This window comes from Pseudomonas sp. H3_E04, from assembly GCF_054668915.1.
This window is the reverse complement of record NZ_CP162797.1, coordinates 5,416,087-5,435,249: the sequence shown is the minus strand read 5'-3', so window position 1 is coordinate 5,435,249 and position 19,163 is coordinate 5,416,087. Positions and strand designations below refer to the sequence as shown.

The 19,163-nt window shown below is 60.8% G+C and carries 18 protein-coding genes and 1 pseudogene; 8 read left to right on the top strand and 11 right to left on the bottom strand.

All coding sequences use genetic code 11. From position 1 onward, the window contains the following. Nucleotide 1: 1 nt before the first annotated feature. The 3 genes from AB4N53_RS24420 to AB4N53_RS24410 are packed head-to-tail and all read right to left on the bottom strand — an operon-like array spanning nucleotide 2 to nucleotide 2,213. Complete coding sequence (locus AB4N53_RS24420; protein ID WP_460124142.1) at nucleotides 2–328, bottom strand: DUF3325 domain-containing protein; 327 nt, start codon at nucleotides 326–328, stop codon at nucleotides 2–4. Continuing rightward, on the bottom strand, nucleotides 328–1,911 hold the full coding sequence (locus tag AB4N53_RS24415) for a PepSY-associated TM helix domain-containing protein (RefSeq protein WP_460124139.1): 1,584 nt from the start codon (nucleotides 1,909–1,911) through the stop codon (nucleotides 328–330). The genes AB4N53_RS24420 and AB4N53_RS24415 overlap by 1 nt, the downstream gene beginning before the upstream one ends. Then, entirely contained in the window at nucleotides 1,908–2,213 is a 306-nt protein-coding gene (locus AB4N53_RS24410) for a DUF3649 domain-containing protein (RefSeq protein WP_285407628.1), read from the bottom strand. The genes AB4N53_RS24415 and AB4N53_RS24410 overlap by 4 nt, the downstream gene beginning before the upstream one ends. Before the next feature lie 146 nt (nucleotides 2,214–2,359). On the opposite strand from AB4N53_RS24410, the gene AB4N53_RS24405 reads away from it, so the two are divergent. From AB4N53_RS24405 to fecA, 3 genes are all read left to right on the top strand, one after another. Then, the gene (locus AB4N53_RS24405; protein WP_460124135.1) at nucleotides 2,360–2,890 is read left to right on the top strand and encodes a sigma-70 family RNA polymerase sigma factor; all 531 of its coding nucleotides are present in this window, start codon (nucleotides 2,360–2,362) and stop codon (nucleotides 2,888–2,890) included. Further along, nucleotides 2,887–3,819 (top strand): FecR domain-containing protein, encoded by a 933-nt coding sequence (locus AB4N53_RS24400; RefSeq protein ID WP_460124132.1) that lies wholly within the window; start codon nucleotides 2,887–2,889, stop codon nucleotides 3,817–3,819. Before AB4N53_RS24405 ends, AB4N53_RS24400 begins: the two co-directional genes overlap by 4 nt. A 179-nt stretch (nucleotides 3,820–3,998) precedes the next feature. Then, a complete protein-coding gene (fecA, locus tag AB4N53_RS24395; protein ID WP_460145077.1) occupies nucleotides 3,999–6,332 on the top strand; it encodes a TonB-dependent Fe(3+) dicitrate receptor FecA in 2,334 nt (777 codons plus the stop codon). Nucleotides 6,333–6,423: 91 nt separating this feature from the next. On the opposite strand, the gene AB4N53_RS24390 is transcribed toward fecA, so the two are convergent. After that, nucleotides 6,424–6,831: an HPF/RaiA family ribosome-associated protein gene (locus AB4N53_RS24390; protein ID WP_039759281.1), complete on the bottom strand. Its 408-nt coding sequence runs from the start codon at nucleotides 6,829–6,831 to the stop codon at nucleotides 6,424–6,426. Between the two features lie 200 nt (nucleotides 6,832–7,031). Next, nucleotides 7,032–7,979, bottom strand: coding sequence for a LysR substrate-binding domain-containing protein (locus AB4N53_RS24385; RefSeq protein WP_217864317.1), 948 nt, complete (start codon nucleotides 7,977–7,979; stop codon nucleotides 7,032–7,034). A 135-nt stretch (nucleotides 7,980–8,114) separates the two neighbouring features. On the opposite strand from AB4N53_RS24385, the gene AB4N53_RS24380 reads away from it, so the two are divergent. Beyond that, complete coding sequence (locus tag AB4N53_RS24380; protein WP_460124128.1) at nucleotides 8,115–9,491, top strand: L-serine ammonia-lyase; 1,377 nt, start codon at nucleotides 8,115–8,117, stop codon at nucleotides 9,489–9,491. A gap of 263 nt (nucleotides 9,492–9,754) precedes the next feature. Continuing rightward, the gene (locus AB4N53_RS24375; protein ID WP_460124125.1) at nucleotides 9,755–10,072 is read left to right on the top strand and encodes a DUF3509 domain-containing protein; all 318 of its coding nucleotides are present in this window, start codon (nucleotides 9,755–9,757) and stop codon (nucleotides 10,070–10,072) included. Here AB4N53_RS24375 and AB4N53_RS24370 read toward each other — a convergent pair. After that, entirely contained in the window at nucleotides 10,069–10,569 is a 501-nt protein-coding gene (locus tag AB4N53_RS24370) for a phosphate-starvation-inducible protein PsiE (RefSeq protein ID WP_016771633.1), read from the bottom strand. The two genes, AB4N53_RS24375 and AB4N53_RS24370, sit on opposite strands and share 4 nt — an antisense overlap. 336 nt (nucleotides 10,570–10,905) lie before the next feature. On the opposite strand from AB4N53_RS24370, the pseudogene AB4N53_RS24365 reads away from it, so the two are divergent. Further along, nucleotides 10,906–11,160 (top strand): annotated as a pseudogene (locus AB4N53_RS24365) (YebG family protein); the annotation flags it as partial. A 157-nt stretch (nucleotides 11,161–11,317) separates the two neighbouring features. Here the strand turns inward: AB4N53_RS24365 and AB4N53_RS24360 are convergent. Further along, nucleotides 11,318–12,337 carry a Glu/Leu/Phe/Val dehydrogenase family protein gene (locus AB4N53_RS24360; protein WP_460124122.1) on the bottom strand — a complete coding sequence of 340 codons (1,020 nt, stop codon included), beginning with the start codon at nucleotides 12,335–12,337 and terminating at the stop codon, nucleotides 11,318–11,320. 183 nt (nucleotides 12,338–12,520) lie between these two features. Between AB4N53_RS24360 and AB4N53_RS24355 the strand changes: the two genes are divergently transcribed. Further along, nucleotides 12,521–13,324: a SirB1 family protein gene (locus tag AB4N53_RS24355; RefSeq protein WP_460124119.1), complete on the top strand. Its 804-nt coding sequence runs from the start codon at nucleotides 12,521–12,523 to the stop codon at nucleotides 13,322–13,324. Between the two features lie 90 nt (nucleotides 13,325–13,414). Here the strand turns inward: AB4N53_RS24355 and AB4N53_RS24350 are convergent, their stop codons facing one another. The 4 genes from AB4N53_RS24350 to hmgA form a co-directional block, all read right to left on the bottom strand. Further along, a complete protein-coding gene (locus AB4N53_RS24350; protein WP_460124116.1) occupies nucleotides 13,415–14,785 on the bottom strand; it encodes an MFS transporter in 1,371 nt (456 codons plus the stop codon). A 161-nt stretch (nucleotides 14,786–14,946) separates the two neighbouring features. Further along, a complete protein-coding gene (gene maiA / locus AB4N53_RS24345) occupies nucleotides 14,947–15,582 on the bottom strand; it encodes a maleylacetoacetate isomerase (RefSeq protein ID WP_460124113.1) in 636 nt (211 codons plus the stop codon). A gap of 12 nt (nucleotides 15,583–15,594) precedes the next feature. After that, a complete protein-coding gene (gene fahA / locus AB4N53_RS24340) occupies nucleotides 15,595–16,899 on the bottom strand; it encodes a fumarylacetoacetase (RefSeq protein ID WP_460124111.1) in 1,305 nt (434 codons plus the stop codon). Nucleotides 16,900–16,902: 3 nt separating this feature from the next. Beyond that, complete coding sequence (hmgA, locus tag AB4N53_RS24335) at nucleotides 16,903–18,207, bottom strand: homogentisate 1,2-dioxygenase (RefSeq protein WP_460124108.1); 1,305 nt, start codon at nucleotides 18,205–18,207, stop codon at nucleotides 16,903–16,905. 163 nt (nucleotides 18,208–18,370) lie between these two features. On the opposite strand from hmgA, the gene AB4N53_RS24330 reads away from it, so the two are divergent. Beyond that, a complete protein-coding gene (locus tag AB4N53_RS24330) occupies nucleotides 18,371–19,150 on the top strand; it encodes an IclR family transcriptional regulator (RefSeq protein ID WP_460124105.1) in 780 nt (259 codons plus the stop codon). Nucleotides 19,151–19,163: the final 13 nt, after the last annotated feature.

The following is a 19,163-nucleotide window of genomic DNA, read 5'->3' as shown; positions in this document are numbered from 1 at the left end:
TTCAGCACTGCGCCCAGGCTGCAACCGGGCTGGCCAGCAGGCTCAACCCGGCCAGCGCCAACGCCAGACGCGGGCGATACGGCAGCAACAGCACCAATGCCAAAGCGCTGAGCATCAGCACCGCGAACCAGTCGACCAGACCGAAACTCCAGCCATTGGCCGCGACCGCTGCCCACAATGACAGCACCAGCAACAGCCATCCCGCCAACGCCAGACCCTGACGGCGGCGCGTCGACGGTTTGGCGCCGAGCAATTCGGCGTGATGAGGTGGCATCGACAGGCACAACGCGGTGAAGCCGGCATAGGTGAGCAACAGGGCCAGGAGCATCAGTTGGCCCCCTGTTCGACTGTGATCGAGCGAGGCGAAGGACTTGCTTTGCGAACGCTGACGGAGTCGCCCGTACGCTGCATCTTGCGCGCAGCCCAGCCGAGAAAAAGCCCCGTCGCCAGACATGTCAGATCAAATCCGGCCAGTGCCCAGTCGCGCTGCATCAGGGTCGCGCCAAGATTCCACGGTGTGGTCAGCGCATTGATCAGCGGCACCGCGATAAACAGCGCGGCGCCGAGCGTCAGCTGTTCGACCCAGGCCTTGCGCCCCGGACGCAACACCGCGTGCACCACGCTCAGCCCCCAGGCCATGAAAAACGCATTCACTTCCCAATCGGCCCGCCCCGCCAGACTCACCGGCAACAGTCGATTGGCCAGAAAGAACACCGCCACCGCCGATACCAGGCCGGCCATGCTGGCGATATTCAGCACCTCGACCAAGCGCAATTCGAACGGCAGCGCCGCGCTTTTCACGTGCTTGAGCTGCCGCTTGCCGAGCCAGATCACCAGCCCGGTGCCGATCATTGCCGTGCCGGCCAGTCCGCAAATGAAATACAGCCAGCGCAACAGCGGCCCGGCGAAATGGCCCATGTGCAAACCGTAGAACGCGCCACCCACGGCCATCGCTACGGGTTGATCGGGGGTACTGCTCAGAAGCTGCCCGGTGACGCCGTTGAACGTCACCGCCCGGCCGAAATCATGCACCACCCGATCGCCCGCGCGGGACAGCACCACCGTGGCGCCGGCATCGCCCGGGTTGCTCACCGACAGGCGCGCGGTGTGGCCGCCCGACCATTGCTCGCTGGCCTTGGCCAGTAGCGGCGCCATGGCGGTCAGCGGTGCGGCGACATCGGCGCGCTCGGGCGTCTTCGAGGCGGGAAAAACTTCGTCGTAGAACTTGCGCACGTCGCTGCCGTAAGAGGCAACGATGCTCGCCGGCATGACCATCGACATGAAAATCACCAGGCTGCTGTAAGTGATCATCAAGTGAAACGGCAGCACCAGCACACCCACGGCGTTATGCCCGTCGAGCCAGGAACGCTGGCCCTTGCGCGGGCGAAAGGTGAAGAAGTCCTTGAAGATTTTCTTGTGGGTGATGATGCCGCTGATCAGTGCAACGAACATCACCATTGCGGCGATGGTCGCCAGCCAGCGGCCCCACGGATAAGGCATCTGCAACTGGAAGTGAAAGCGATAAAAAAACTCGCCGCCCATGCTTTCGCGGCCCTGTACCTCGGCCCCGGTCTGAGCGTCTAGGGTTCTGGATTCGAAGCGGCCGCGCTCGCCTGGTTTGCCCGACGCCTGCTGCCAGCGCACCGTCAGACCGGGGTCGCGGGCATCGGGCAAATCGATCAGCCAGCGCGAGGCACCGGCGGCGTGTTGCTGCAGATAATCTTGCGCCAGTGCCAGGCTCGCTTCGCTATCAAGCGAATGTGCAGCAATTTCCGGCTGCATCCAGTGGCTGATTTCATCTTTGAAATAAGCGAGCGTGCCGGTGAGAAAAATCGCGAACAGCAACCAGCCGAACACCAGCCCGGCCCAGGTGTGCAGCCAGGCCATTGCCTGCCGGAACCCTTCCTTCATGCCAGCCCCAGACCGCGCGCGGCGCCGGAAATGGTGGCGAGAATCACGCTCGGCACCAACAGGCCGACCCACGCCGACCATGCGCTGCGGCAGGCGAAACACCAGAGCACCGCGACCAGATAGACCAGAAAGGACACAGTCATGCCAGTGACCACCGCTTCGGCGCGGTTCAGCGGCAGCCACAACGTCAGGGTGACACTGGCCAGCGCCGCGACCAGATAGCCGCCGAAAACCGCCGCCAGCACTCGCGAAGTGACGGCCAGACGATAGGACATGGGAAGGGTGGCGAGTTTGCCTTTCATGTTTCGACCCTGAAACGAAAAACGTCCGGCCGACAAGCCGAATCTACAGGCGAGCAATATTAATGATAAATATTCTCATACGCAAAAGCATCTGATTGCCGGACACTGTCGCCAGCCTCTACAATGCGAACCGTTCTTGTTCTCTAATGCACGTTCTCTACGCAAGTTTTGCGTCCGGAGTCATTTCGTTGCCGCCCGCCCATCCCGTCGAATCGCTCTACCACGCTCATCACAGCTGGCTCACCGGCTGGCTGCGGCGCAAGCTCGGCTGCCCCGAGAGCGCGGCGGATCTGGCCCAGGACACCTTCATCAAGGTGCTCACCGCCCGCGAGCCACCGTTGATCATCGAACCGCGCGCCTTTCTCACCACGCTGGCCAAGCGCGTGCTGTTCAACCATTACCGGCGCCAGGATGTGGAACGTGCCTACCTCGAGACGCTGGCGCAAATGCCTGAGATGGTCGCGCCGTCGGAAGAGCACAAAGCGATCATCCTGCAGACGTTGATCGAACTCGATGAGCTGCTCGATGGTTTGCCACGCCAGGTCAAACGCGCCTTTCTGCTCGCGCAGGTCGATGGTCTGACTTATCCACAGATCGCCGCAGAACTGGGCATCTCGGTGGCCACGGTCAAACGCCATTTGAACAAAGCGGCCATGCGCTGCTATTTCGCCCTGTGAATCGCGCGCCGGATTTCTCCGCGCAAGTCGCCGAACAGGCGGTGCACTGGCTGCTGGAAATGCAGCAGGGCGCCCTGAGCCCGCGCCAGCAGACGGCGATGCAGCAATGGCTGGAGGCGCACAGCGAACATCGGCGGGCGTGGGAACACATTCAGCGGGTCAATCAGCGGTTGCGCGGTGTGTCTTCACCGCTGGCGCATGCGGCGTTGAACGGGCCGAAGTCGGGCAGTCGGCGTCAGGCGCTGAAATTGTTGCTGATTCTTGGCGCTGGTTCCGCTGCCACTTGGGGCATGCGCGAGCACAATCCGCTGCCGTCGCTGCTCGCCGATTACCGCAGCCCGGTTGGTCAGCGGCGCAAGGTGGCGTTGGGTGCGGGCGATCAATTGCACCTCAACACGGCGAGTGCAGCTGACGTGCGGATTGATCAGCGTCTGATTCGTTTGCTTGAGGGCGAAATGCTCCTGACCGCGTCGCACGCGTTTGAAGTGCGCACGGCGCAGGGCGTTCTGAAAACCCAGGGAGCGCGTCTTAATGTGCGGCAATTGGCTGATCGCACGCAGGTGGCGTTGTTTGAGGGACGGGTCGAATTGAGTGCGGATGGGCGTGCGCCGATGCTGCTGCCGGTGGCGCGGCAACTGAGTTTTACCTCGACGTTTGTTGGTGACGCGAAAGCGCTGGATGCCAACAGTGGCGCCTGGGTCGATGGCATGTTGGTGGCGGCGCATATGCGTCTGGGGGATTTTCTCGAGGAGCTCGGTCGCTATCGTCGCGGGCAGCTTAATTGCGACATAAAGGTTGCTGATTTGTTGATCTCCGGGACGTATCCACTGGACGACAGTGAGCGGATTCTTGATCTGCTGGAAATCAGTCTGCCGGTGAAGGTGAAGCGCTTTACCCGGTATTGGGTGACCGTTGAGGCGCGGGTGTAAGGAACAAGATCAAAGGATCGCAGCCTTCGGCAGCTCCTACAGGAGATATGCATTGCAAATGTAGGAGCTGCCGAAGGCTGCGATCTTTTGATCCTTGAAAAATAAATGAGCCGTTTTTCAGATCTGGCGTGACAGAGAAGGAAAGCCCCCTTGATTCAACCTTCTCAGGATCATCCACCATGCACCCCACCCGCCTCACGCCACTGGCCCGCAGCCTGCGCAATCTCGTCCTCGGCGCCAGCTTGAGCTTCAGCGCACTGCCCGCCGCGATGGCGGCCGACGCCAAGGCTTACCACATCGCACCGTCGTCGCTGGAAAACGCCCTCAACCAGTTTGGCCGTGAAGCGGGCGTGCTGATTTCTTTCGGTTCACAAGTCACCAACGGCGTACAAAGCCGTGGTCTGGAAGGCAGCTATACGCCTGAGCAAGGTTTGAATGCGCTGCTCGAAGGCACCGGTCTGCAAGCACGCGCCGAAGGTAACAACGCGTTCAGCCTGCAACCGATCACCGATGCCGCGCTGGAGCTGGACACCTCGAAAGTCGTCGGCGACTGGCTCGGCGATGCCGCGCAGATCAATGTCTTCGAACACCCCGGCGCGCGTGATGTGATCCGCCGCGAAGAGTTCGAACGCCAGGGCGCGACCCAGGCCCGCGATGTGCTCAATCGCATCCCCGGTGTGAATGCGCCGGAGAACAACGGCACCGGCAGCCATGACATGGCGCTGAACTTCGGCATTCGTGGTTTGAATCCGCGCTTGGCCGCACGCTCGACAGTATTGATGGACGGCATCCCGGTGCCTTTCGCGCCGTATGGTCAGCCACAGTTGTCGTTCGCGCCGATCAGCATGGGCAACATGGATGCGGTGGACGTGGTGCGCGGCGGCGGCGCGGTGCGTTACGGCCCGCAGAACGTCGGCGGCGTGGTCAACTTCGTGACCCGGGCGATTCCCGACGAGCCAACGGTCAAGGGGGGGTTCCAGACTGAAACCAGCCCATCGTCGAGCCACGACGGCTTCAAGACCAGCGCCAATCTGCTGGCCGGCGGCACCAACGCCAACGGCCTCGGTGGTGCTCTGTTGTACTCCGGTACCCGTGGCGGTGACTGGCGTGAACACAGCGACACCGAGATCGACGACCTGATCCTCAAGGGCAAGTACCAGCTCGACGACGCCAACAGCTTCAACGCCATGGCCCAGTATTACGAGGGCAAGGCCGACATGCCCGGCGGTCTCAACGTCGCCGATTACGATGCCGATCCGTATCAGTCGACGCGCCCGAAAGACCAGTTCTGGGGCCGCCGGACGATGTTCAACTTCGGCTACCGCTATCAGGAAGATCGCCGCGAATTCACCGCCAACACCTTCTTCACCAAAACCCTGCGCAGCGGTTACCTCGATCAGGGCACATTCCTTTCACTGTCGCCGCGCGAGTATTGGGTACGTGGCCTGGAAACCCGTTTCGCCCAAGGCTTCGACCTGGGTCCGAGCAGCCACGAAGTCGGCGTCGGTTACCGCTACATCAACGAGGCCGGCCACGAACTGCGCTATCGCACGCCGATCAGCGCCAACCAATACCCGACCACCAGCAGCCGCAACGACCGTGACACTCGCGGTGGTACCGAGGCGAACGCGTTCTTCGTCGATGACCGCATCGACATCGGCAAATGGACCATCACCCCGGGCGTGCGCTACGAGATGATCGAGTCGCAACAGACCAACAACCTGACCAACGTCAAATACAAGGGCGACTACAACACCGCGCTGCCGGCGCTGAACGTGCTCTATCACCTCACCGACAGCTGGAACCTGTACGCCAACACCGAAGGCTCGTTCGGCAGCGTGCAGTACAGCCAGATGCCCAATCGCGTGAGCAGCGGTGAAGTGAAACCGGAAAAGGCCCGCACCTGGGAACTCGGCACGCGTTATGACAACGGCGCCCTGCGCGCGGAAATCGGCGCATTCCTGATCAACTTCGACAACCAGTACGAAAGCAACCAGACCAACGATTCGGTGATCGCTCGCGGCGAAACCCGCCATCAGGGCATTGAGACCAGCGTCAATTACGCACTGGATGACTTGAGCCCGGCGCTGGCCGGTTTCGATGTCTACGCCACGTATGCCTACGTCGACGCCACCATCCGCGAGGATGGTCCGAACAAAGGTAACCGCGTGCCGTTTTCCTCCAAGCACAAAGGCACGATTGGCGTCGGTTATACCGAAGGGCCGTGGAAGCTGAATCTGGACAGCAGCTTTCAGAGCGACCAGTTCGCCGACAACGCCAATACCTCGAAGGAAAGTGCCGATGGCAGCACCGGCAAGATCCCAGGTTACATGCTGTTCAGCAGCCGCGCCGGGTATGACTTCGGCCCGCAGTTGTCTGATCTGAATGTGGCGGTGGGCGTGAAGAACATCTTCAACACGCAGTACTTCACACGCTCGTTCGATGACAACAACAAGGGCAAGTATGTAGGTGAGCCGCGGACGGTTTATGTGCAGACGTCGGTGGCGTTCTGAACAGGTTCTGAAAATCCCCCCACACCGCGCAAAAAAAAAACGGGCCTGCATCAGCAGGCCCGTTCTCCTTGTGACTTGTGCAATCAGCGCATCAACTGTTGATCGCTGCCTGTTCGTTCTCGTCGAATTCTTCCGCCAACAGCTTGTCGTTGGCTTTGCCGCTAAATGGCACTACAGCGGCGCGTGGTTTACCTCGCAGTTTGCCGAACAGGTGATCCAGCTTGTGCTCGAGTTTCTCGGCAGCACCGTCGATCGCCTGTTCCAGCGAATCGGCTTTGTGGGTCACGGAAATCGGTTGGTGGCCTTTTGGCCGCGCTTCCAGTTGGCAGCGCAAGTCATGGGGACCTGGTTTCTCGCCGTTCTCGTCGCTCAGGTGGACTTCGACACGGGTCAGGTCTTCTTCATAACGGTCGAGCGTGCTCTCAATAGTTGTACGTACCCACTCCTCCAGTCGCTTACTGCTTTGAATATGGTTATCACTGTTGACTTGGATTTGCATAGTTCATCCCTTATTTCAGCTAGCTCGCTGGAGGCCTTGAAGTGAATTTCCTGACCTCCTGGTTACAACAATCGGCCCGAGCGACGAACATTTCAACCCCTGAAAAAAGAAAAATATTCATTCGCAAAAAAAGCCGGACAACCGAGCGAGGCGCTGTTAATGTCGGGAGTTGGGTCGCCTCGCCTCTTGGCAAAATCTGCTCACAATTGCCCGTCATTCAGCGGGTGCAGGCTGCGAAAAATCCCCGCCTCTTCCACCAGCCAGTCATGCACCGCGCGCACGCCCGGATGGCTCAACGCCCCCGGTGCATACAGCAGCACATAACGTTTATGGTTGGGCACCGACAGGCCGAACGGCACGATCAACGTGCCGCGCTCCAGCTCATCGTTGAGCAACGTGCGCCGGGCAATCGCCACGCCCATGCCGGCAATCGCCGCTTCGATGGTCAGGTGGTTGCGATTGAACGTATGCCCGCGTCGCACGTCGGCGCCTTCGAAGCCGATCGCGTTCAGATAGAACTCCCATTCCGCATATTCATAACTGCCACGCCAGGCGGTGATGTCGTGCAGCAGCGGGAAATGCACCAGATCGGCCGGCCCGTGCAACGGCGGTCGCCCGCGCAACAGGCTCGGCGCACACACCGGGAAAATCTGCTCGTCGAGCAAGGCTGTGGATAACAATCCGGGGTAGCTGCCGTCGTTGAGGTCGATGGCCAGATCGAAATCGCCCTCGTGCAACGGCACGCTGCTGTCCTCCGCCACCAGGCGCAACTGGATATCCGGAAAGCGTTGCTGCAAGCGCGGCAGGCGCGGGGTCAGCCACTTGCCGAGAAACGACGGGATCGACCGCAACCGCAGCGTCCCGCTGATCATCCCAGCGTCCAGCCGGCGCAGTTCCGCATCGATGCTGCCATAGGCTTCGTTGACGGTAATCGCCAGCCGCTGCCCCTGCGCACTCAACTCAACGCCCCGCGCGCGCCGATGAAACAGGCGAAAGCCCAAGCGCTCTTCCAATTGGCGAATCTGCTGGCTGACCGCGCCCGGGGTGATGTGCAGCTCTTCGGCACATCGGGTGAAGGACAGGTGCCGCGCGGCGCAGGCAAACACCTGCAGCCAGACATAGGTCTGGGCATGCAATTGACGACTCATTGTTTAGTCCTGCTAAAGGCTGTCTTAGGAGGTTTCGTTGGTCACCTCCAACCGAGGCAGGCAGTATCGCCGAGATTGCGCTTGTCCGACAAAAAATGGCAGCGATTCCTACTCCATTGCTTGTAAGGGTTTAGCATGGCTATCAGTGTTTTCGATCTATTCAAAGTGGGCATCGGCCCGTCCAGTTCTCATACCGTCGGTCCGATGCGTGCAGCGGCGACCTTTGCCCAGGCTCTGATCGATCAGCATCTGCTCAATGATGTGCGACGTGTGCAGATCCGTCTGTACGGTTCGCTGTCGGCCACCGGTGTTGGCCACGCCACTGACCGCGCAACGGTCATGGGCCTGATGGGCGAGTGGCCGGACAGCATCGATCCTTCGACCATCGATCCACGCATTCAACAACTGCGCGAAACCGGGCAACTGTCCCTCGCCGGTCAGCGTTCGATTGCTTTCGACTGGCACAGCGATCTGCTGCTGCTCGACGAGAGTCTGCCCTACCACCCCAATGCCATGTCGCTGACCGCATTTGGCGAAAGCGCCGAGCTGTTTGCGCAAACCTATTATTCGGTGGGCGGCGGTTTCATCGTCGAAGCGGCTGAAGCCGAGTCAGGCGTGGCGCCAACCAGCGACGTGGTGTTGCCGTACGATTTTTCCAGCGCCGCCGAACTGCTCGCCCTGTGCAAACAACACAAGCTGCGCGTGTCCGAACTGATGATGGCCAACGAGCGCGCCTGGCGCAGCGATGCCGAAATCCGTCAGGGCCTGTTGCACATCTGGTCAGTGATGCGCGAGTGCGTCGAACAAGGTTTGCGCCACGAGGGCATTCTGCCCGGCGGTCTGAAAGTACCGCGCCGCGCGGCGAAACTGCACCGCAGCCTGTTGGAAATCGGCAAACCGAACGTGATCAGTTCGACCCTGTCGGCGATGGAATGGGTCAACCTGTTCGCTCTCGCCGTCAACGAAGAAAACGCTGCCGGCGGGCGCATGGTCACCGCGCCGACCAACGGTGCCGCCGGGATCATTCCGGCCGTTCTGCACTACTACATGAAATTCAACCCGGATGCGTCTGATGATGACGTCGTCGCGTTCTTTCTCGGCGCAGCCGCTGTCGGCATTTTGTGCAAGAAAAACGCCTCCATCTCCGGTGCCGAGGTCGGCTGTCAGGGCGAAGTCGGCTCAGCTTGTGCGATGGCTGCCGCCGGCCTCGCCGACGTGCTCGGGGCGACACCGGAGCAACTGGAAAACGCTGCCGAAATCGGCCTGGAACACAACCTCGGCCTGACCTGCGATCCGGTCGGTGGCCTGGTGCAAGTGCCGTGCATCGAGCGCAATGCCATCGCGGCGGTGAAGGCGATCAACGCCACGCAAATGGCCTTGCGCGGCGACGGCAATCACTTTATTTCCCTCGACCGGGTGATCCGCACCATGCGCGACACCGGCGCCGACATGCATGACAAGTACAAGGAAACTTCACGGGGCGGCTTGGCGGTGAACTGGGTCGAATGCTGATCGGCCTGTTTGCACTGTCAGCGATCATCGCCTCATTCCTGCCCTGAAAACGCGCCACAAAAAACGGCGAGCCCCGAGGCTCGCCGTTTTTTTCGCCGTGTTTATTGTTCGACAATTTTTCCGGCATGCGCCTTGCTATATCACCCTTGAGGCAAACGGACATTGCAAACCTCAGCGAACGAGATGCCAGTGGTCTGGTGTTGCGAACCAAATCGGATCATGGCCGGTCAACAACTGCACGTTCAATCAGGCGGTGACGCATCATGGACAACCCATTTCAGATCATTACCGATGCCTTCGCGCCGGACTATCAGATCAATCTGAGCATTCAGGGCCTGGACGGCAGCATCATGCTGACCCTGTCCAACGCCGGCCGCATCGTGGCCAAACGCATGATCAGCGCTGAACAGCGCAACGATCCCGAGCGTTTGAAAAGGCTGGTGCAAAGCATTCAGTTCGGCATCGCCATCGAACAGGGCCACAGCGCCATGTCGATTCTCGAAGCCATGACCAGCGGCGCCGGGCTGACCCCGCCACCGCCACGCGGCAAAGGTCAGCCGGGCCAGGCGGCGAGCCTTTAAAGCTCGCCCTTTTCCACTTCAGGATGTTCGCTGGAGCCCGTGCCGATCTTGCGCTGCGGGTTCTCGATCTTCACTGAGGGGAACTGCGACGAGGCGTAACGCACCACCAGGATCGCAAACGCCAGCAGCAGAATGCCGCCGCACAGGTAGATGATGCCCATGTCCGGCGGGTTGTGGTGCGAGACATTGGAGATCAGCAGGCGCGTCAGCGCAGTGATCGCCACGTAGATCAGGAAGCGCACCGGCATGTGGTTGGTCTTGAAATAAATCCCGACCATCGCGCCCAGTTCCAGATAGATGAACAGCAACAGGATGTCATCGATCTTGATGTGCCCGACTTCGAGCATACCGAGAAACTCCATCACCGCCGCCCACGCCGTCACCGCACCGATGGCGAACAGCGCCAGATAATGGAAGGTTTCGACGAACAGGTTGCCCAGGGACTCGGCCAGTTGATGCACGTTACGCCGCAGTTTCTCGGCCCAGTTTATTTTCACGATGAGTTTCCTTAGCCCGTTTCGGGCGGATGATGCGTATCGCACGTGACGGTTTTGCGCGCGCGCCTTGTTGCAATGGTTTTCATGCAGGTTCAGGGCCACGCATCATGGCGATCCGCCGCAAATCACGCGCCGTGGCGTTTGGTCGCACCACTGGAGTTTCTGTGGGAGCGAGCCGGCTCGCGAATAGCAGCCGCACGTACCCCTGACAAACGCCAAATCCGGTCTACATTGAAAAGCCACTACCCATGGCGCTGGGATTCGCTTATCCTTTTCGCTGTATATGGATACAGTAGTCGTCAAGACAACTTAACGTGAAGGCATGTGAGGTGGTGAATGGCCGTCGAAGTGGTATACCGCAGCAGCCGAGATCTGGAGCGCTTGTTCATGGATAAAGCCGAAGCTGATCGTCATGACAAAATGCTCGAACTGGCCGAATATCTGGCTGATGTGCTGCAAAAAGCCGTTCCGTCCCTGACCGAACAGCAAGTGGAAGAAGCCGGGATCTACATGGCGAAGAATCGTGATGTGTTCGCCCGGGCATTCAAGAGCCAGCCCGATGCGCTGTCGGAGCTGATCAACGCGCCGGCCGATCCTGTCGAAAAAGCTGATGCGGCCGAACCTGATGAGGCGCCGGCGAAGCCCGCCAAAGCAGCGAAAGCGCCGAAGTAATAAGAAAGATCGCAGCCTTCGGCAGCTCCTACACTCGGAATGTAGGAGCTGCCGAAGGCTGCGATCTTTTACTTTTTCAGCGATACAAAACCTTCTCCGCCAACTCATCCGCCACCCGCGCCGGCGAACGTTTTTCCGCCTGCGCGTGAGCGAAGACTTCCGTGAGCCGCGAACTGATTTTCGACAGATGCGCCGTAATCGTCGGCAACTCCTCACCCCGATGCTTCAGCGAGACGTAGATCAGCCCGCCGGCATTGATCACATAATCCGGCGCATAAAGAATCCCGCGCCGTTCCAGTTGATCCGCCACATCCAGATGGGAAAGTTGATTGTTCGCCGAACCGGCCACAGCGGAACAGCGCAGTTGTGACACCGAGTGACTGTTGAGCACACCGCCCAACCCACAAGGCGCGAGAATGTCGCACGGTGTGCTGAGCAATGCGTCGTTGGCGATCGGATGGGCATTGAGCTGTTCCATCGCCAGCTGCACCTTGCCGTGGTCGATGTCACTGACGAGCAACTCGGCGCCTGCCGCGTGCAGTTGCTCGGCCAGTGCAAAACCGACATTGCCAAGCCCCTGAATGGCAATGCGCAGGCCTTCGAGGTTGTCGCTGCCCAGGCGCGCCATCGCCGTAGCGCGAATGCCGGTGAACACACCCATGGCCGCGTGCGGTGCCGGGTCGCCTGCCGAAGTGGTGCTGGTGACATGCCGCGTCTGTTGGGCAATGCAGTCCATGTCGGCCACTGAAGTACCGCTGTCGATGGCGGTGATGTAGCGGCCATCGAGTTGCTCGATACAACGACCGAAAGCCTCGAATAATGCGGCGCGATTCTCGACATGGGCCGGGCGCACGATCACCGCCACCCCGCCACCCTGCGCAAGGCCGGCCAGCGCCGCTTTGTAGCTCATGTTTTGCGCCAGGCGAATGGCGTCCTCGACCGCAGATTCGTCGTTGGGATAGGCAAGGTAACGGCAGCCACCCAGGGCTGGCCCCAGCCGACTGTCATGAATGGCAATGACCGCCTTCAACCCGGTGACCGGATCCACGCTCAGGTGCAGCGATTCCAGGCGAGTGCTTTGCATGAGAGCGAACATCGACAGGCTCCCGAATCACTTCTTGTAGAACGCCAGTATAGGCTTGCCCCTGAAAATTGCTGGCGCGCACCGGCATGAGCCGCCGAGCGGACACTGTCTTGCCATATAACTCGCGTCCACGGAGTCCGCTACTGGACGAACCCCCCGGACGAGGCTAAAACGAGGCATTGGAGGGAGATTTAAATGAGTGCGCGCCAACACTTTTTCGAATGCCTGCATCGTTCACCGCCAGCCCTGCTGGAAGCTGCGCTGTGGATAAGTGCCGAGCACGACAAAACTCTCGAGCCCGAGGCATGGTTGCGAACCTTCAGGGATCTGCAACTACGCGTCAGCTATGGCCTGCCGATGCTGCCGGTCAGCGAACTGGCACAACCGCTGTTGCGGCGCATGGTCGATCTCGGTTTCGCGCAGGATGATTTCCTGCCGCTACGCCCGCAGGCGGCGCTGCTGCATCGTGTGTTGCACACCCAGCGCGGTCAACCGCTGGCCTTGGCGTTGATCGCCCTGGAACTGGCGCGTGGGCTGGAGATTCCTCTGGTCGGGGTGAACTTCCCCGGTCACTTCCTGCTGAGGGTTCCCGGCGCCGACCACTTGCTCGACCCTTGCGGCGGTCGACGCTTGTATCCCAATGACTGTCGCGAATTGTTGCAGCGCCAGTACGGGCCGAACATGCAGCTCAGCGCCGAGCACTTGCTCACCGCGACGCCAGTGCAGATGCTGCAGCGCCTGTCGCGCAACCTGCGTCAACTGCACCTGACCCACGATGACCTTATCGCCGCGCTGATCGACGCGGAACGAGTGCTCGAACTGGGTGGCGCGAAGGCTGCCGATTACATGGCTCGCGCCAGTCTGTATCAACGGCTGGATTGTCCGAACGCTGAACGTTTCGATCTGGAGCACGCGCTGTTGCTCAGCGAAGATCCGATCCAGCGCCTGCGCCTGACCGAACGCCTCGGCCATCTGCCGCCCAACTCCGTCGTGCATTAACCATCCCCTGCTGGCTTGCCCCCATCCTTGAGGCCTGCGCAAACCTGTGGGAGCGAGCCTGCTCGCGAAGCAGGCACCTCAGTCTCCCGGTCAAACCGCGTTATCGTTCTTCGCGAGCAGGCTCGCTTCCACAGAGGATCGGCGGGTCTCAGTCGGCGAGCGCACCTGAATGATCAGCAGCGCGGCAATCACTGCCGGGATCGCGCAGAAAAAGAAAATCTGCTCCACCGGTATATGCATCGCCAGCAGCAGGCTGCCGAACAGCGGCCCAAGGATCGAACCGAATCGCCCCACGCCCAGTGCCCATCCTGTACCGGTGGCGCGTACATGGGCCGGATAGAAATTACTGGCGAAGGCATTCAGCGTCAGTTGCCCGCCGATGATGCAGAACCCGGCGGCAAACACACAGGCCACCAGAAAACGCGGATCGTCGTGGTTGAGCCCAAGCAGGATCGTGCACAACGCAGCTCCTGCCAACACTCCGGACAGCAGGCGCACCTTGCGTTGCAAACGGTCGGCGAACCAGGCCATGCAAATCGCGCCGAGGGTCCCGGCGAACAGGAACATCGACGTCACCAGGTTGGCTTCGTTGAGTTTCAAACCGCTTTCCAGCAGCAGTGTTGGCAGCCAACTGATCATGAAATACAACAGAATCAGGCTGACAAAAAAAGTCGCCCAGATCAGCAGGGTCGGCCGCGCATAGCCGTTGCGAAACAACTCGACCACGGTCAGTTTGCTGCCCAGCTCGCGCTCATTCTGCTCGACACTGGCCAGCGGTGGCTGCCAGTCCGGCAACATCCGCGTGGTGACCTTGCGCAGCCGTGCATACGGCGGTGCATCACGTAGCAAGCGCGGAAGCGACTCCGGCAGCATCCACCACAGGAAAGGAAACAGCAGCAATGGCGTCACGCCGCCAGCGAGGAATACTGCCTGCCAACCGAACTGATCGATAAAACCGGCCGCGACAAAACCGCCCGCCGCCCCACCGAACGAGAAACCACAGGCAGCCAGCGTCACCATCAGCGTGCGCAGACGCGGCGGTGAATATTCCGACATCAAGGCCATGGCGCTGGGCATTGCGCCGCCCATGCCGATGCCGCAGATGAATCGCGCGATCATCAGCGTGTTGAGCGAATCGGCGAAAACCATCAGCACCGTCAGCGTGGCGTAGATCAATACGCAGGCAAGCAGAATTCGCCGCACACCGAAACGGTCAGCCAGTGGCGTGACCGCCAGAGAACCGAGGGTGAGGCCGAGCAGGTTGGCGCTGAAAACCGGGCCGAACGCGGATTTTTCCAGCCCCCAGTCTTGGGCCAGCGCCGGCACTACATAACCGAGCACCTGGGCGTCATAACCGTCGGTGACCAGCAGCAACGCCAGCAGAATCAACAGCAACCACTGATAACGGGACACAGGCCGGGCGTCGAGCGCCGCGCGGAAGCTGGCAATCTGGTTATGCATCGCAAGGTACCTGTTTTTTGTTTTTATGATTATTTCGCTATTGCCACCTCGATCCCTGTGGGAGCGGGCTTGCCCGCGATGACGGCGGCACATTCAACACAAGGGTGTCTGGACGATCGCTATCGCGGGCAAGCCCGCTCCAACAGGTTTTTGGTTTTCAGTTACGGGGTGTCCGGTTGATTGGCTGGATGCGCCTTGATAAACGCCGGATGTTCAGCCGCCAAGGCAGCCACACGGCAAATCTTTGGATAAGCCTCAAGGCTGACGTTGAACCGCTCTGCGGCATACAACTGCGCAATCAAATACACATCTGCCACGCAAGGCCATTCGCCAAAACAGAAACCGCTGTCACCGATCAACTGCTCCACCGTCGCCAACCCTTGGCTGATCCAGTGACTGATCCACTCCACCACCTGCGCCTCGTCCTGCCCCGACTGGCGCAGACGATTGAGTACGCTGACATTGTGTAGCGGATGCACATCGCAGCCGATCACTGCCGCCACACCGCGCACCTGCGCGCGCGCCACCAGATCATCCGGCAGCAGCGGCACCTGTGGATAACGCTCCTCCAGGTACTCGATGATTGCCGGCGACTGAATCAGCAGCGCGCCGTCATCGGTGCGCAGGGCCGGCACCCGACCCTGCGGATTGAGCGCCAGATACGCCGCTTGCCGATGTTCTCCGCCCGACGGTGCGATCAGGTTGACCGGCAGCGCCTGGTAATCGAGCCCTTTCAATGCCAGCGCAATGCGCACCCGGTACGACGAGGTGGAACGGTAATAGGTAAAGAGATCCATGAGCCGCTCCTGTCAGCGTGCAGCGATCACGGTGCCGCGACATTCGCCGAAGCCGATCGAGGCAAAACCTTCGCGGGCGCAGCGGGCGCGCAGGATGATTTCGTCACCGTCCTCAAGGAATTTGCGCACTTCGCCGGAGGGCAGTTCGATCGGTTTCTTGCCGCCCTCAGTGATTTCCAGCAGGCTGCCGAACTGACCGTTTTCCGGGCCGGACAAAGTGCCCGAACCGAACAGGTCGCCGGCCTGCAACTGACAACCGTTGACGCTGTGGTGCGCGACCATTTGCGCGACGGTCCAGTACATGTGGCGAGTGTTGCTCAGGGTCAGACGATGGGCCGGTAGATTCTGTTCGCGCATGGCTTCGGTGCGCAGCAGCACTTCCAGCTCGATATCGAAGGCACCACCGTCCTGATCACGTTTGTCGAGCAGATACGGTAACGGCTGCGGATCACCTTCCGGACGCGCCGGTTGTGCAATACGGAAAGGCTCCAGTGCTTCAGCCGTCACTACCCAGGGCGAGACGCTGGTGATGAAACTTTTCGACAGAAATGGCCCGAGCGGCTGGTATTCCCAGGCCTGGATATCCCGCGCCGACCAGTCGTTGAGCAGGCAGAAACCGGCGATGTGCTCGGCGGCGTCAGCGATGGCAATGGGCTCGCCCATCTCGTTGCCCGGGCCGATCCAGATGCCCAGTTCCAGTTCGTAATCCAGACGCGCACACGGGCCGAAGACCGGGTCGGTCTGGCCGGCTGGCAGCGTCTGGCCTTTCGGCCGGCGCACGTCGGTACCGGAGGCTCGCACCGTGGACGCGCGACCGTGGTAACCGATCGGCACGTGCTTGTAATTCGGTAGCAACGGATTATCCGGACGGAACAGCTTGCCGACATTCTGCGCATGCTCGATGCCGACGTAGAAGTCGGTGTAATCGCTGATTCGCGCCGGCAGGTGCATCTGGCAATCGGCAGCCAGTGGCAGCACTGTCGCACCTTGCGCTTCGATGTTGCCGCGCAGGGTGCTGCCTTCACTGAACAGTTCGATCAGCCGTGCGCGCAGGGCCACCCGAGCCTCACGGCCGAGTTCGAAGAACGCGTTCAATTGCCCGCCCTGCATGGATTCCACTGCGCTGCGTGCAACGCCGTCGAACAGACCGGCCTCAAGCGCCACTTGCAAATCGAAGATGTGCTCACCGATCGCTACGCCTGCGCGCGGCATCGAACCGTTCAGGCTGAACACGCCCAGCGGCAGATTCTGCAAGGGAAAATCGCTGTGACCGTTGGCCGAAGCGACCCAGCTGCGGGGGAAGGAATTCTGTGTCATGAGTTATCTCCGGGTCGGGTCGAACGTGGCGGGCAGCGTCGCCCAACAGGCGTCGTAACTGGTTTGCAATTGTGGGCAGTCGAGGGCAAAGCGGCTTGGCCGCAGCACCTGGCTGGTCTCGAACATGAAGGCCATGGTGTTGTCGATTTTTGTCGGCGCAAGCTCGGCATTGATCGCCCTGGTGCAGGTCTCGCCGTCCGGGCCGTGGGCGCTCATGCAGCTGTGCAGCGAAGCGCCACCGGGCACGAAGCCTTCGGCCTTGGCGTCGTATTCGCCCTGGATCAGGCCCATGAATTCGTTCATCAGGTTGCGGTGGAACCAAGGTGGCCGGAAGGTGTTTTCGGCGACCATCCAGCGCGGCGGGAAGATCACGAAATCGAGGTTGGCCAGACCGTGCACGCTGGTCGGCGAGGTCAGTACGGTAAAAATCGACGGATCGGGGTGATCGAAACTCACCGTGCCGATGGTGTTGAAACGGCGCAGGTCGTATTTGTACGGCACGTTGTTGCCGTGCCAGGCGACCACGTTCAGCGGTGAATGATTGAGTTCGGTGGCCCACAACTGGCCAAGGAATTTCTGCACCAGGGTCGTCGGTTGCGGCAGGTTTTCGTAGGCAGCGACCGGGGTGAGGAAATCGCGCGGATTGGCCAGACCGTTGCTGCCGATCGGCCCCAGATCCGGCAGGCGCAGCGGCGCGCCATGGTTCTCGGCGAGATAACCGCGTGCCTGTGGATCGAGCAGTTCGACGCGAAACTTCAGGCCACGCGGCAGCACCGCAATCTCCAGCGGCGCGACTTCGAGCACGCCCAGTTCGGTGGCAATGCGCAGGCGGCCGAGTTGCGGCACCAGCAGCATTTCTCCATCGGCGTTGAAGAACACGCGCTCCATCGAGCGGTTGGCGGTGTAGCTGTAAATGCTGATGCCGGACGGTTTTTCAGCGCCAGCGTTGGCCGCCATGCTGACCAGGCCATCGATGAAATCCGTCGGTTCGGTCGGCAGATCCAGCGGATTCCAGCGCAGGCGATTAGGGGTTACTTCACCCAATGGCCCGCCCGCCAGTTGCCGCTCCAGTTTGACGAACGCCGGGTGATTGGCCGATGGCTGAATCCGGTACATCCAGGTCCGCCGCGCTTCGCTGCGCGGCATGGTGAACGCGGTGCCGGAGAACAATTCGGTGTAGAGGCCGTACGGGGCTTTTTGCGGGGAGTTCTGCCCAGCGGGCAGTGCGCCGGGCAACGCTTCAGAGCTGAATTCGTTGCCGAACCCGGACTGATACGTCAAATCCTGAGCGGTTGAATCGGAGTTCATGGAGCCTCCTGAACAGGGAGTCGGCAGTGGCCCATCGCTCTGGCTCAGAGTTCTCGGCACGCCGGGGTTGTTATTATCGTAATCTGATTACGCATAACGTAATTTGCTCGCTATCCAGCGTCAAGCTATAAAGACGCCCATTCGAACCGGAACCGCCAGCCCCATGGAAAAAACCAGCGACAGCAACGGCAAACAGAAAGTCCGCTCCGCCGAGGTCGGCACCGACATCCTCAAGGCACTGGCCGAGTTATCGCCGTCGACGTCACTGTCGCGTCTGGCCGAGCACGTGCAGATGCCGGCAAGCAAGGTGCATCGCTATTTGCAGGCGTTGATTGCCTCGGGCTTTGCCGAACAGAACGCCGCCACCAACCATTACGGCCTCGGCCGTGAAGCGCTGCGCGTAGGGCTGGCTGCACTCAACAGCATGGACGTATTGAAAGTCGCCGCCCTGCCGCTGTCCGAGTTGCGCGATGAACTCAACGAAACCTGCTTCCTCGCGGTCTGGGGCAATCAGGGCGCAACCGTCGTGCACATCGAACCGGCGGTGCGCGCGGTAACGGTGGTGACGCAATTGGGTTCGGTGCTGCCACTGCTCAGCTCGTCCACCGGGCTGGTGTTCAGCGCCTACCTGCCGCACCGCGAAACCGATGAATTACGCGAGCAGGAAATCGCTGTCGCGGAGCATCCGCTCAAGGACGAAAAAGCCTATGCAGCGCTGTGCGAACAGATCCGCGAACGGGGTCTGCATCACGTGCATGGTTTGTTGATGCCGGGTGTGGATGCGCTTTCTGCGCCGGTGTTCAACGCAGTCGGGCAGATCGCTGCGGTGCTGACCATCGTTGGCCCGACCTCGCTGTTCCACGCCGATGAAAACGGCCCGGCGGCGCAGCGGTTGTTGGCTGCGACGCGGGCCGTGAGTTGGCGGATGGGCTACGAAAGCTGAGTGTTGTTCGTTG